At 28.8% G+C, this 13,622-nt stretch carries 14 protein-coding genes and 1 other RNA gene; 12 read left to right on the top strand and 3 right to left on the bottom strand.

Going from position 1 to position 13,622, the window contains the following annotated elements; translation table 11 throughout:
* Window positions 1-39: 39 nt before the first annotated feature.
* Window positions 40-220: non-coding RNA, 6S RNA (ssrS, locus tag Q3287_RS07600), on the top strand.
* 183 nt (window positions 221-403) lie between these two features.
* Window positions 404-1,621, top strand: a complete 1,218-nt coding sequence (gene cdeC / locus Q3287_RS07595) for an exosporium morphogenetic protein CdeC (RefSeq protein WP_054269617.1) — start codon at window positions 404-406, stop codon at window positions 1,619-1,621.
* Between the two features lie 100 nt (window positions 1,622-1,721).
* On the opposite strand, the gene Q3287_RS07590 is transcribed toward cdeC, so the two are convergent.
* Window positions 1,722-3,044 carry a polysaccharide biosynthesis protein gene (locus Q3287_RS07590; protein ID WP_407963798.1) on the bottom strand — a complete coding sequence of 441 codons (1,323 nt, stop codon included), beginning with the start codon at window positions 3,042-3,044 and terminating at the stop codon, window positions 1,722-1,724.
* 50 nt (window positions 3,045-3,094) lie between these two features.
* Window positions 3,095-3,889, bottom strand: a complete 795-nt coding sequence (locus Q3287_RS07585; RefSeq protein ID WP_167640111.1) for a histidinol-phosphatase HisJ family protein — start codon at window positions 3,887-3,889, stop codon at window positions 3,095-3,097.
* A 109-nt stretch (window positions 3,890-3,998) separates the two neighbouring features.
* Between Q3287_RS07585 and Q3287_RS07580 the strand changes: the two genes are divergently transcribed.
* The 9 genes from Q3287_RS07580 (at window position 3,999) to Q3287_RS07540 (ending at window position 11,287) form a co-directional block, all read left to right on the top strand.
* Complete coding sequence (locus Q3287_RS07580) at window positions 3,999-5,444, top strand: PLP-dependent aminotransferase family protein (protein WP_407813296.1); 1,446 nt, start codon at window positions 3,999-4,001, stop codon at window positions 5,442-5,444.
* Window positions 5,445-5,471: 27 nt separating this feature from the next.
* Entirely contained in the window at window positions 5,472-5,681 is a 210-nt protein-coding gene (locus Q3287_RS07575) for a DUF896 domain-containing protein (protein WP_054269620.1), read from the top strand.
* A gap of 19 nt (window positions 5,682-5,700) precedes the next feature.
* On the top strand, window positions 5,701-7,095 hold the full coding sequence (locus Q3287_RS07570; RefSeq protein WP_054276205.1) for an aminopeptidase: 1,395 nt from the start codon (window positions 5,701-5,703) through the stop codon (window positions 7,093-7,095).
* A gap of 183 nt (window positions 7,096-7,278) precedes the next feature.
* Complete coding sequence (locus Q3287_RS07565) at window positions 7,279-8,031, top strand: GntR family transcriptional regulator (protein ID WP_054269622.1); 753 nt, start codon at window positions 7,279-7,281, stop codon at window positions 8,029-8,031.
* Window positions 8,032-8,055: 24 nt separating this feature from the next.
* Window positions 8,056-8,469: a PTS sugar transporter subunit IIA gene (locus Q3287_RS07560; RefSeq protein WP_054276207.1), complete on the top strand. Its 414-nt coding sequence runs from the start codon at window positions 8,056-8,058 to the stop codon at window positions 8,467-8,469.
* 3 nt (window positions 8,470-8,472) lie between these two features.
* The gene (locus Q3287_RS07555; protein ID WP_054276208.1) at window positions 8,473-9,216 is read left to right on the top strand and encodes a BtpA/SgcQ family protein; all 744 of its coding nucleotides are present in this window, start codon (window positions 8,473-8,475) and stop codon (window positions 9,214-9,216) included.
* Complete coding sequence (locus Q3287_RS07550; protein ID WP_054269625.1) at window positions 9,216-9,686, top strand: PTS sugar transporter subunit IIB; 471 nt, start codon at window positions 9,216-9,218, stop codon at window positions 9,684-9,686. Before Q3287_RS07555 ends, Q3287_RS07550 begins: the two co-directional genes overlap by 1 nt.
* A gap of 16 nt (window positions 9,687-9,702) precedes the next feature.
* Window positions 9,703-10,461, top strand: coding sequence for a PTS sugar transporter subunit IIC (locus Q3287_RS07545; protein WP_054269626.1), 759 nt, complete (start codon window positions 9,703-9,705; stop codon window positions 10,459-10,461).
* Window positions 10,445-11,287, top strand: a complete 843-nt coding sequence (locus Q3287_RS07540; protein ID WP_054269627.1) for a PTS system mannose/fructose/sorbose family transporter subunit IID — start codon at window positions 10,445-10,447, stop codon at window positions 11,285-11,287. The genes Q3287_RS07545 and Q3287_RS07540 overlap by 17 nt, the downstream gene beginning before the upstream one ends.
* Before the next feature lie 188 nt (window positions 11,288-11,475).
* Here Q3287_RS07540 and Q3287_RS07535 read toward each other — a convergent pair whose 3' ends face one another.
* A complete protein-coding gene (locus tag Q3287_RS07535) occupies window positions 11,476-12,381 on the bottom strand; it encodes a selenium metabolism-associated LysR family transcriptional regulator (protein ID WP_054269628.1) in 906 nt (301 codons plus the stop codon).
* 362 nt (window positions 12,382-12,743) lie between these two features.
* Here Q3287_RS07535 and Q3287_RS07530 point away from each other — a divergent pair, with 362 nt between their 5' ends.
* Window positions 12,744-13,478 carry a hypothetical protein gene (locus Q3287_RS07530; protein ID WP_407963797.1) on the top strand — a complete coding sequence of 245 codons (735 nt, stop codon included), beginning with the start codon at window positions 12,744-12,746 and terminating at the stop codon, window positions 13,476-13,478.
* Window positions 13,479-13,622: the final 144 nt, after the last annotated feature.

Below are 13,622 nucleotides of genomic sequence, written 5' to 3'. Positions count from 1 at the left end.
ACTTTAAAAAATTCGAAATTTATTATATAATAATAGTATGAAATCCTGAAACATACGATAAGGCTTTTTTAAATTCAACCTACAAATGAAATACGGGAGACCGTGTCTAGTAAATTATAACATGCCTGTTTAGTTTGGACGTTAAAAGTTACTGGCAAGTCACCCACCTGGGAGTGCCTAGGGTGTGAATTTACTTAGCCACCGGTGTTTCGGGACAAAAAAAGTGCTACTATTTCAAATAGTAGTACTTTTTTTATTAAAATGCATTTTTCTACTAAATATATCTAATTATTGATAAATTTAAAAAGCGAAGTAACAATTAAGTTTATAAGAGCATAGTATTAATTAGGCTTCAAAAAGCCGAAGACTTAATTACAATAGCTTACAGGGAGGGCAATGAAAAATGCAAGATTATAAAAAAAATAAAAGAAGAATGATAAATCAGCCAATGCCTACAATTAGTGAGGAAGAAGTGTATACAGAGGAAATGAGTTCAGAAGATATGAGAGGATTTAAAAAATCTCATCATCACAATAATGGATGTAATAATGATAATAAGTGTGAATGTCATGATGATTGCAAACCTAATCCATGCAATCCATGCAAACCTAACCCATGCAATCCATGCAAACCTAATCCATGTGATGACCATTGTGAATGCCATGACCATTGTAAATGTGATTGTGAACCATGCCAAATGGATTCTGATGAATGTTTTGAAAACAAATGTGGACCAGATTGCTGTAATCCTATATCACCAAAAAATTTCTCAGTATCAAATGCAGTGCCATTTGCAATAGAGGCTAGTAGAATATTTGATACTATGCAATTCCAAACATTTACAGATGCAACTGGACCAAATGGAGAGCCATTAACTTTTGAAACAGAAGTAGTAGAAGTATTTGGTTCAGTTCCAAGTGCAGGTCAAGCAAGTGTAACTATAGAAAAAATATGCTTAAGTAATGATGGAATAGTTATAGACACAGGAATGACAACTTTAGAAGATTTCGATTTAGACCCATTAGGAGATATAGTAGGAAGAAACTGTGAAACAACTTTTGAATTTGCAGTATGTGGTGAAAGAAACGCTGAATGTTGTAGACAAGGAAAAGGCAAATCAGTAGCTTATAAACAAAGAGGATTAACTGTAGCAGTTCGTAATTTAGTATTAGAACTAAGAGGTAGATGTGGATGTACAGAATTCGTTGCATTAGCTTTCCCAGCAGTCAGAGCAGGAGGTGGATGTAAGAGAAGAGTTGATTATGTAGAATTTACTTTTAACACACTTTCAGCACCAATATGCTTACCAGCTGACGGAAGAGCTGTTACTCTAAGACAAGAATATCAAACTAACTTAACTGTAGATTGTATAGGAAAATCTATATTAAAATTAGAATGTAATGAATGTTGTGAACCTTTCTATGAATTAATAATACCAAATGATATAGATTTAGTACTTTGCTTACAAGAAACAGTTAGCACATTAATAAGTGAACAAATAGTAGTTTTAGCATCACCAAATCCAATCCAACCAAGACTTGTTGATACTTTCTCTAAAGTATGTGATTTTTCGCAATGTGGACCTCATCATGGAAGTGGAAAGCCTAGTTGCCACAGATAGATAGGTAGATATATAGACAGTTTAAATTATAAATAAAAATCATCTTAAGGAAGGCTACCAATGTAAATTATTTACTTTGGTAGCCTTCACGTTTTTATAACTAGTGTATAGATTTTAGTGATTTAAAAAGTACTATAGTATGTAATAGACAAGTAAATATTGATACTATTGTCATTGTGTATATGTATGCATAGATATTAAGTCCAGGTATAGGAAGAAATACGTATAGAGCCACAAGTTGAATTAACATACCAGTGATAGTATTTATACTTGAAGCCAACTCTTTTCTTATTGAATGTAAAATGCCAGACAGAGTTTGGTTTAATGACATAAATAGTGGAACTAAAAACATAGCTTTTAAATATTCTCCAGCAAGTTTATTTTTAAATACTAGTACACACAAATCTTTTCCAAAGAAATAAAAAAATATTGATGATAGTATACCTACAAACAAAGTTAGAAGTACAGAGTATTTGATTTTTTTCAATACACTCTTACGTTTTCTTAAAGCCATTTCTTGAGATATAGTAGGTATCAAGTTTACAATAAGTGCTGAACCAACAGTAAAAGGTAAAAATATAAAAGGCATTACCATTCCGCTGACAACACCATACATACTTAATGACTGCTGATAAGTAATTCCTGATAATGCTAATCTTGATGGTATCATCATAGAGCTGATAGACTGTAAAAGTATGTTTGACATTCTATTGCAAGTTATGGGAATGGACATTTTTAATGTTTCCATTGAAGAATTATAAAAATCTTTAATACTTATAATATACCTATTGTCAAATGATGAATCTCTCCATAAGCAAATAAGCATGAATATAATATTACTCAATTCACCAATCGATATACCTAATAGGGCAATATAACAATTCATAGATTTATTATTTATGTACATAACCAGTAAAAAAACGAATAAAATTTTACCAATTTGTTCAATAATTTGTCCAATAGCAGGGATTTTTACATTCTTTATACCATAATAATATCCTCTTAGTACATTTGAAAGAGTTATTATAACTATCGCAGGACAAACTGCTAGTATAAATAGATTTAATTTGGCATCTTTTAAAAACTTAAGTGATAAAAAAGAACTATTAAAAGATGCAACTATAGATATAACTAGCGCTACGAAAAATGATATATATAAAGTTGATATAAATAAAGCATTAGTGTTGTGTCTATCGTTTAAAGCTTTTCTCTTTGCGACTAAACAACTGAGTGCAGTAGGTATGCCTGTTGTTGTAACAGCTAAGCAAATCATTAAAAAGTTAAAAATCATATGGTAAATACCTAGACCTGTTTCGCCTAAAGCCCTTGATAAGAATATTTTATATAAAAAGCCAAATATCCTTACAATAAAATTAGATATAAATAGAATAACTGTTGATAGTACTAAATAAGGTACTTTCAAAAAAATCACCTCCTTATCTTTTAAATATATTCACAAGGAGGCGTAAAAATTTATAATTTTATAAATTCTGGTTTCAATTTATTAAATTTAGATACATATTTAAAGCCCATATTTTTTAGCAGTGTATATATGTAATCGAATTCATAGGCAATTTGACTTACATGATGTGAATCTGAACCTGTAGTTATGATTTCTCCTCCTAAGTCTTTATACATTTGAAGGATATATCTAGATGGAGTCAAATCTGGAAGGTTGTATCTGTAGCAAGATGTATTTATCTCAATACCTTTACCATCATAAATAGCTTGTTTAAGAATTTCCTCAATTATATCAGAAAACAATCTATCATCTAAAATAGTATCATAAGGAGCATATCTTTTAATTAAATCTAAGTGACCTAAAATAGAGTAATCCTTGTAATTTTTAACAATATTATATAAGTAAAGGTAGTAATTTTCATAAACTTCATGCTGAGTTTTATCTTTAAAATAGCTACCAAGATATAAGTCCATTGTATCTATAGCATGGATAGAACATATTATAAAGTCTAATGGATATTGATTGGCTTCTTTTCTATAGGTATCCATTAATTGAGTCTGAACTCCAAACTCAATTCCCTTTTTTATTGATATTTTATCCTTATATTTATTTTGAAGAGTTTCTAGACTTTTAAAATAATCTTCATAGACAATTGAGAAAGAATCATCAGCATAAACATCATAATCAACATGGTCTGTGAAACAAATTTCATTTAAACCAAGTTCAATAGATTTTTTTATCATTTCTTCCATTGTAGATTTTCCATCAGTAGAGAAACTTGAGTGCATGTGATAGTCATAAAACATAAATATTTCCCCTTTTTATAAAAATTTTGGTATTATATATACATACTAAATAATATCAAATATATGGGAAAGCATCAATAAAATATAAATACAATGAGCGGTGATAAATGTGGAAAAATACAGAATAGATTTAAGTGAAAAGAAGTTAACTAAATATATACAGATATTTAATCATATAAAAGAATTGATAATAGATAAAGAGTTAGTTGAACATGAAAAACTGCCTCCAATAAGAAAACTATCAGAATTTCTACAAGTAAATAATACTACTATAGTTAAAGTATATGAGCTTTTAGAGAATGAAGGGTATGTATATAAAATTGTAGGTAGTGGAACATTCGTGTCAAGTTCAAATTCTTATAAAAGTGGTGTAGACAACAGAAAAAATAAAAATATTGTACAAAGAGATGATTTAATTCATTTTGACAATGGAAATCCATCTAATGATATGTTTCCTATTGATTCATTTAAAAATGCTGTAAATATGGCATTATCTAAAGATGGCAGTTCGATATTTGATTATGATGAAGGTCTTGGCTCTGAAGAATTAAGAGAAAAGATGGTAGAGTATCTAAGTGATGGAAGTATAAAAACGACTAAAGAAAATATTCAAATAATATCAGGTGCTCAACAGGGTATAGATATAGTTTGTAAAGGGCTTATAAGTTATTCAGATGTTGTCTTTATGGAGGAACCTTCTTATAATGGAGCGATTGAAGTGTTCAAAAGTAGAGGTGCAAAAATAATATCTATACCTATGTTAGATGATGGAATTGATATAGGTATTTTAAAATTAAAATTGGAAAAAATAAAACCAAGACTTATATATATTATGCCTAATTTCCAAAATCCAACAGGAATATCTTATTCAACATATAAAAAAAAGAAGTTAATAGAACTGGCAGAAGAACATGATTTTTATATAATTGAAGATGATTTTATAAGTGATTTTACATTTGAATCAAAAGACAATAGGACTGTTAGAAGTTATGATGACAAAAATAGAGTGGTGTATATAAAGAGTTTTTCAAAAATACTTATGCCGGGTCTTAGGATAGGAATTGTAGAAATGCCAAATGAACTGCTAAAAAAAGTTTTATGGGCTAAATACTCTTCAGATATATCAACACCAGGCCTTATTCAAAAATCAATGTATTACTATATGGAGAATTTTGATTGGAAAATTTATTTAAGCCATATAGAGAAGATATATACTGATAAGTACAAATTGGCAAAAAGCTTGATTAATAATAAATTGAGTGGTAAATTAAAAGTTAGAAAATCTTGTGGAGGAATAAACTTTTTTTTAGAATTACCAAGAGGATATACATCCCAAGCATTTACAAGCTTTATGTTGAACAAGGGTGTGTCTATGCTTCCAGGAACTTATTTTTTTGACAATTTAGTAGATGATAGATTTTTTAGGATAAACATAGCTCGTCCAAGCATGGAAGAGTTAGAAAAAGGAATAACCATAATCAGTGATAATATAGATGAATTTTTTTGTGAATATAAAAACAAGTTAGATATAAAAAGCAATAAATTATTTTATTAAATAAATAGAAGTCTTTAGGAGGAAAACATGTTTGACAAAAAGAAATTAGATAGGATTAATGAATTAGCAAAAAAAAATAAAGAGGGAGTTCTTTCAGATGATGAAATCAAAGAAAGAGAACTTTTAAGAAAGGAATACTTAGAAAATTTTAGGGCACACTTTAAATCAAGACTTGACAGTGTCAAGGTGGTTTCACCAGAGGAATATGAACAATATATGAAAAATAATAAAAATTAAAACTTAATAGGAGGAAAACATGAACTTAAAGCATGAATTTAAGAATGCATGGGATGTTGAAAGAAAAGAAAATGCTATTGAACAAGTTATGCAATATTCTCGCAATTATATGGATTTTTTAAGTAAATCAAAAACTGAAAGAATTTCAGTAAAAGAAATTATAAAATTAGCTAAAGAAAATAATTACATTTCAATAGATGAAGCTATGGAAAAAGGAAGTATAGGTAGTGGTGACAAAATTTATGTTATAAATAAAGACAAGGCAGTAGCACTTTTTGTAATAGGCAAAAATTATATAGAAAAAGGTATGAAAATTATAGGAAGTCATATAGATGCTCCAAGATTGGATTTAAAACCAAATCCACTATATCAAGAAGGAAATCTAGGTTTTTTTAAAACTCATTATTATGGAGGAATAAAAAAATATCAATGGACAGCTATTCCTCTTGCTTTACATGGTATAGTTATATTAAATGATGGAACGAAAGTTGACATATCTGTTGGAGAAGAAGAAAGTGACCCAGTATTTTGTGTAACTGATTTATTAGTTCATTTAGCTGGAGACCAAATGCAAAAGAAATTATCTGAAGGAATTAGTGGTGAAGCTTTAAATATATTAATTGGTAATATGCCTTTAAATGATGAAGAAAAAGAGCCTATAACAGCAAATATATTAAAGCTTTTAAATGAGAAGTATAGTATAGTTGAAGAAGACTTATTAAGTGCTGAAATTGAAGTAGTTCCAGCTGGGAAAGCTAGAGATTTAGGTTTTGATAGGTCAATGGTATTAGGGTATGGTCATGATGATAGGGTATGTTCATATGCTGCTGTGAAGGCCATATTAGAAACTGAACAACCAGAATTTACATCAGTTACATTGTGTGTGGATAAAGAAGAAGTTGGTTCTCAAGGAAATACAGGTATGCACTCAAAGTTTTTTGAAAATACTGTAGCTGAATTAATTGCTTTGGAAGGTGATTACTGTGATATTAAAGTAAGAAGAGCTCTAGCAAACAGTAAGGTTTTATCAGCTGATGTCGCTGCTGGATATGACCCAAATTTTAGAGAAGCGTATGAAAAGAGAAATTCCGCATATATGGGAAATGGGATAGTTTTAAATAAGTATACTGGTTCAAGAGGCAAAGGCGGATGCAATGATGCAAATGCAGAATTTATGTCAGAAGTAAGAAGAATTTTTAATGAAGGAAATGTAGTATGGCAAACTGCTGAACTTGGAAAAGTTGACCAGGGAGGCGGTGGAACTATAGCCTATATATTGGCCAATCAAGGTGCAGAGGTTATAGATTGTGGTGTTGGAGTTCTAAACATGCATGCACCATATGAGATTGTTTCTAAGGTAGATATATATGAGATGTATAAGGGATATAAGGCATTTTTTAATATCAATTTGTAAATAAATATAAGAATAATAAGTGAATAAAGGCTGTTGTATAAACAATTTTAAATTGTTATACAATGGTCTTATTTTTTTGTAAAATAATAAAATAAATTGACAACGATTTCATCTTGTTATAATATGTAATAAAGAACTTGTTATATAATGTTATAAAAAATGTTACATAGGGAGGTGAACAAAATGGATGAAAAGAAACAAAGAAAAGAGATGGATTTAGAAGTAAATTCATTTGTTCCTTTATATCAACAGCTGTATGACAACATAAAAAAACAAATAGCATCTGGTATATATAAGCCAGGAGATAAACTTCCATCTGAAGGAGACTTATGCAAAGAATTTAATATAAGTCGTATAACTGTGAGAAATGCACTGAATGAACTTGTGAAAGAAGATATACTGTGTAAAAAACGTGGTAAAGGAACGTATGTAACGATACCAGAGAGAATAGAAGCTACATGTGCAGGAAATAGTTTTACTAATTCTTGTCATCGTATTAATGCAAAACCAAGTACACAAATAATATCTGTTTTAATAAAAAAAGCTGATAAACAAGTTGCTGAGGCTTTAAGTATTGAGTTAGAAGAGAAGGTAATATGTATTAAAAGACTTCGATTAATAGATGAAGTACCTGTTATCTTTGAAGTTGATTATTTTAGGATAGATTATATGTTTTTATTAAAAGAAGAATTAGAAGATAAATCTTTAATGGAAGTTATATCTAATAATATAAGTACATTACCTAAGCGTGTAGAAAATATATTTGAAGTAAAACATTCAAACAAAGAATATTCCAACCATCTTAAGTGTGCAAGTAATATGCCATTATTGAAAGTAAGACAATCAGTGTATACAGAGAATAATGATGTTTTATATTATAATGAACAATTTATAAGAAGTGACAAGTATAAATATGCAGTATCAGCAGAAATATAGTCTATATTTAGTAGGAGGACAGATATGAGAAAAATAATATTAGCATCTCATGGAGAATTTTCAAAGGGTCTTTTAGATTCAGTAAAAATGATAGTAGGAGATTTAGCAAATTGTGTTAGTTCATATAGTTTGTATCCTGGCCAAAGTGCTTCAGATTTTGCCTTAGAATTAGAAAAAATAATATTAGAAGATAAAGAATGTGAATACATAATTTTATCTGATTTATATGGTGCGAGTGTATGCACTGCAATGTTGAGATTAACTAACTTACATAATGTTAATTTATTCTCTGGAATGAACTTGAATATGGTATTAGAACTTCTTACAAGATTTTCTGATAAATTGACAGCTAAAGATGTAGAAGAATTAGTGAAAGAATCTAGAATGGGAATACAAAGTGTGACATTACAAATTAAAGAAGAAGAAGAGGTATTTTAGTTTATGGAAAAAAAGGGAATATTATCAGTATTTAAAAATAAGAAGCCAATTATAGCAATGATACATTTAAAAGGAGATACTCCAGAAGATATCTTTGAAAGAGCTAAAAAAGAAATCACAATCTTAGAGGAAAATGGTGTAGATGGAATAATGTTAGAAAACTACTATGGCAATTACTATGATTTAGAAAGAATACTTGAGTATGTATCAAACGCTGATTTGTCAATACCATATGGAGTAAACTGCTTAAATGTTGATACTATGGGATTTGAACTGGCAACAAAATACAATGCAAATTATATACAAGTTGATTCTGTAGTAGGCCATGTTAAACCTAGAGACGAGGCAACATTAGAAGAATTTTTTAAATTACAACGTTCAAAGTGTCCAGCTTATTTAATTGGGGGAGTTCGATTTAAATATCAACCAGTATTATCGGAAAAAACAGTTGAAGAAGATTTAAAAATAGGTATGACAAGATGTGATGCCATAGCAGTTACAGAGAATGCTACAGGACAAGAAACATCAATGGAAAAGATAGAGTTATTCCGTAAAAACTTAGGGGATTTCCCATTAGTTATAGCTGCTGGAGTTACTTTAGAAAATGCAAAAAAACAACTTGAATTAGGAGATATGGCAATAATAGGAAGTTACTTTAAAGATAATTACAAGGATTTTGGAGATGTTAGTGTAGAACACGTGAAAACATTCATGGATGAAATAAAAAAAATTAGGGAGGAACTATAATGATTAAATTAGTAAGAGTAGACCACAGACTTATACATGGGCAAGTAGCATTTACATGGACAAAATTTTTAAGTACGGATTGCATATTGATAGCAAGTGATGAGCTATTAAAGGATGAATTAAGAATGGCAGGACTTAGAATGGCAAAACCATCTAATGTTAAACTTGTAATGAAGAATATAGAAGATTCTATAAAAGCACTCAATTCAGGAGTTACTGATAAATACAATTTATTGATACTTTGTGAATCTGTAGAAGATGTTTATAAGCTAGCCAAAGAAGTAAAAGCCATTAAATCTATAAACCTTGGTGGAACAAAATCAGATGATAATCGTGAAAATATATCTAAAGCAGTGCATGTATCAAAAGAGGATATAAATATGATTAAAGAATTAGATTCAGAAGGCGTAAATGTATTTGTACAATTGGTTCCTGATGATGATGCTACAAATGTAATGAAATTAATATAATTTTAGGGGGATGAAAATGGAATTTACACAAGTTATTCTGATAACTCTAATTGCATTCTTTGCATATATGCATTGTTTTGTAGGTTCTACAATGCATAATAGACCGATAGTTGTTGCGCCACTTGTTGGTTTAGCACTAGGTAATCTACATACAGGTATAGTAATAGGTTCAACATTGGAGCTAGTATTTATGGGTGCATTTCCAGTTGGAGCAAGTAACCCTCCTGACTTTGTATCTGGTTCTATTATTGCCACAGCATTTGTAATATTAACTGGTCAGGATGTGTCAGCAGCAGTTGTACTTGCAGTTCCTATAGCGACTTTAGTATTGCTTATAGACAACTTCTTAATGACAGTAGTACTTACATGGGGAGCTCATATTGCTGACCGTTATGCAGAAGAGGGTAATATTGAAGGTGTAGAGCGTGTGCAATTATTATTTGGTATAGGAAATAAATTAATATTAGCAATAATAGTAGGTATAGGATTCTCATTAGGTGTTCCAGTAATAGAAAAAATACTTTCATTTATACCATCATATGTAACTCATGGAATGGATGTTGCAGCAGGTGTTATACCAGCAATAGGTTTTGCTATGTTAGCTAGAATGATGCTTAATAAGAAAACAGTAGCATTTTTATTATTAGGATTTATATTGGTTGCTTATCTAAATATAACAGTAACAGGAGTTGCATTATTTGGATTAGCAATAGCTTTAATATATGTTAACTTTGTAGGAGAGAAGGAGGTAGTAGTAGATGACAACGAATTCTAAGAAATTGGAGACAATTTCACCAGACAGTAAAATAACGAGGAAAGACTTTTGGAAATGTTTTAGAAGGTCTTTAACATTAGATTCATCTTGGAACTATGAACGTATGCAAAATATAGCATATGCATATATGATGGCACCAATAATTCGTAGAGTATATAAAGATGATAAAGAAAAAAAATCGAAGGCTTTAAAAAGACACCTTGAATTCATGTCAGTTACTCCTCATATAAGTACTCTTTTGGTAGGTATATCTGGAGCTATGGAAGAAGAAAATGCAAAAAATGAAGAGTTTGATGCAAATAGTATAAATGCTGTTAAGTCAAGTTTAATGGGACCAATTTCTGGAATAGGAGATTCATTTTTCTGGGGGACATTGAAGCTTATAGCAGCTGGAGTTGGTATAGCTTTAGCTTCACAGGGAAATATAATGGGACCAATTCTATTTCTTTTAATAATAAACATTCCTCATTTTATCATTCGTTATATATGTTTAGATAAAGGATTTAAGTATGGAACTCAATTTTTTAAAGATGTAAGTGGTTCAAATATAGTTTCAAAAGTTATGGAAGCAGCTTCAATGTTAGGGCTTATGGTAATTGGAGGAATGACTGCCTCTAATGTAATGTTAAAGCTCAGTGTTAATGTAGGTAGTGGAGAGTGGGCAGAGCCCATTCAAACTTATTTAGACCAAATAATGCCATGTATGCTTCCAGCTATGATATTTGGTATTATGTATTGGTTATTAGGAAAAAAAGTCAAGACAACTACAATATTAATTTCTGTTATAATTATTTGTATAGTGCTAGCTGCTATTGGAATAGTATAAGCAGAATTAAGGATATGATTTCTAAAGTATTAAAAAAATCCCAAGTTCATTTGAACGAGGGCTTTTTTTTACTAAATTAACTAGAAAGAAAATTTTTATATAGTAATTTATGACTATTCATGTGACAATTACAATTATTTTATTCATTAGTTATATAGTATAGAATTAAGTATCTTATATTATAATTATTATATTATGATTTCAAAGTACTCACATAATCTGTTTAAGAATTTATCTTCCAATGGAGAAAAAGTTTTCTTCTTAGAATAAATAAAGAAAAATTTTCTAGTAAAATCAACATTTTTTATTTTATAACATTTAATTTTACCTGCATTTAGATAATCAATAGCTGATATATAAGATATAAAAGAGACACCAAGACCCAGTCTAACCATTTCTTTAATAGCTTCATTTGATTCCACATGTGCTATTATATTTAATTTATTTACAGGAAAGTTATTTTTGCTAAGTGTGTTTAGTATTAAATTTCTAGTACCAGAGCCTTCCTTTCTCATAATAAAATTTAAGTAAGCCAATTCTTCTATATCAATTTTATTATCTTTATTGTCAATTTTAAAATCTGAAGGAGTGATAAGAACAAGCTCATCATCTAATAAGTCTAGGTATTCTATTTGAGGATTGTTAACTTTAGAACCAACCAATCCAAAGCTTATTCTTTCATTTAAAATTTCTGATATAGCATATTGAGAATCATAATGGCTTATGGAAAATTTTACGTCTGGGTAACTCATGGAAAAACTCTTCATAAAATCAGGTAAAATATAGGTTTCAGGTATAGAACTACATGCAATATCTATAATACCTTCTATTTTTCCTGAATATTCTTTTATATCATAAATTGCACGTTTACAGTTGTTTAATATATATATAGCATGTTCATAAAGAATTTCACCAGATTTTGTGAGTGTAATCACTTTGTTACTTCTATTTATAAGTACAGTTTCTAACTCTCTCTCTAAATTTTGTATATGTGCACTTACAGTAGGTTGAGTTAAAAAAAGTTCTCTTGCAGCTTTTGAAAAACTTTGATGTTTTGCAACAGCAACAAATACTTCAAGTTGTTTAAAATCCATTATTTAATCCTCCTTAAATTATCTAAAACTATTATAACATATTTGATAAATTAATAGTCAAAGGTGATTTTTAAAATAGAAAACCTTAAAATATTCATGGAGTTTTTGATTGTTTAGGAATAATTTGGTATAATGTTATAAGGATATTTACCTTTAAAATATCGTAAATTGAATTTTCAAAATTCAACTTTAAAATATATTTTATTACAGAAAAATTACAAAGAGCTTCTTAATCTTATTAAATTCAAATAAATATTATATAATTATTTTATAATACAATAAATATAATTATTGAAAAAAGAGATAATCGTACATCGAGATATAGATAAATATTATAAAATTTAAGAAAGGAGGATTGATTTATGAAGTTAAAAAAGTCATTAGTTTGTGTAACTATTTTAGGTATTGTACTTGTTGGATGTCATAAAGAAACCACTAAAGAGAAAAACCAAGTAGCAAATAAAGCAACACAACAAAAAACTATGACAAAAGTTCAAAATGATGTTAATGAAATTATGAGTAAGGATTATAAGTTTGTTATAAAAAATATGGGAATACCTTATAACACAATTTATTATATAAAACCTAAAGATTTAAAAGAATCAGATACAATGCAAGATATAAATACATCAAGTTATATGACATTAGTTTACCCTAAATATACTGGAAATAATGAATTAGATGGAAGTGCTTTATACATTGATATTAATAAAAATAAAGTTGTCAATGTTGAAACAAACTCGTTTTCATCACAAAGTACTATTGATATTGATGCTAATGCCAGTATTATGATTGAAAAAAGCGACCATGAAAAATCAGCTGTGTCACTAGAAAATTTTAGAAAGATTGACTTAGGAGAGTATATTGGAGTTGATGAGTCTAGAATAAATGAAGTTGTTGGAGAAGCAAATTATGAGCTAACAGCATATAATCATGAAGGTAACAAAGTGGTTAAAAGTTATAGATTAAAAGAAGACAATAAATTATTAAAAAATGAAGTGCTTACAATAAGTATTGTGGATAACAAAATAAAATCTATAAAAACTATTGAAGGTGATAAAATTGTAAAAATAATAAAAGGAGCTTTAATAGAATAATGGATTCTAAAGCATACAAGGCTGTTTCAAGATAGAAGTAAATTTCTAGCTGGAAACAGTTTTTTTATAAGATTTATAAAATTTATTGAATATTAGTTAGAAATTATTTTATAAGCTTTATTAAATTTGAACTGCACTTACAGA

Origin of the sequence: Clostridioides sp. GD02404 (assembly GCF_045898275.1) — a bacterium.
In the GTDB taxonomy this organism is placed as follows: Bacteria; Bacillota; Clostridia; order Peptostreptococcales; family Peptostreptococcaceae; genus Clostridioides; species Clostridioides difficile_A.
This window is presented reverse-complemented; position numbering and strand designations above follow the sequence as displayed.

Bases quoted from the DNA above. Each gene is read 5' to 3' on its own strand.
- Q3287_RS07570 (WP_054276205.1), top strand. From the start codon at position 5,701: ATGAACTTAAAGCATGAATTTAAGAATGCATGGGATGTTGAAAGAAAA.
- Q3287_RS07555 (WP_054276208.1), top strand. From the start codon at position 8,473: ATGGAAAAAAAGGGAATATTATCAGTATTTAAAAATAAGAAGCCAATT.
- cdeC (WP_054269617.1), top strand. From the start codon at position 404: ATGCAAGATTATAAAAAAAATAAAAGAAGAATGATAAATCAGCCAATG.
- Q3287_RS07540 (WP_054269627.1), top strand. From the start codon at position 10,445: ATGACAACGAATTCTAAGAAATTGGAGACAATTTCACCAGACAGTAAA.
- Q3287_RS07560 (WP_054276207.1), top strand. From the start codon at position 8,056: ATGAGAAAAATAATATTAGCATCTCATGGAGAATTTTCAAAGGGTCTT.
- Q3287_RS07535 (WP_054269628.1), bottom strand. From the start codon at position 12,381: ATGGATTTTAAACAACTTGAAGTATTTGTTGCTGTTGCAAAACATCAA.
- Q3287_RS07585 (WP_167640111.1), bottom strand. From the start codon at position 3,889: ATGTTTTATGACTATCACATGCACTCAAGTTTCTCTACTGATGGAAAA.
- Q3287_RS07565 (WP_054269622.1), top strand. From the start codon at position 7,279: ATGGATGAAAAGAAACAAAGAAAAGAGATGGATTTAGAAGTAAATTCA.
- Q3287_RS07545 (WP_054269626.1), top strand. From the start codon at position 9,703: ATGGAATTTACACAAGTTATTCTGATAACTCTAATTGCATTCTTTGCA.
- Q3287_RS07550 (WP_054269625.1), top strand. From the start codon at position 9,216: ATGATTAAATTAGTAAGAGTAGACCACAGACTTATACATGGGCAAGTA.
- Q3287_RS07530 (WP_407963797.1), top strand. From the start codon at position 12,744: ATGAAGTTAAAAAAGTCATTAGTTTGTGTAACTATTTTAGGTATTGTA.
- Q3287_RS07575 (WP_054269620.1), top strand. From the start codon at position 5,472: ATGTTTGACAAAAAGAAATTAGATAGGATTAATGAATTAGCAAAAAAA.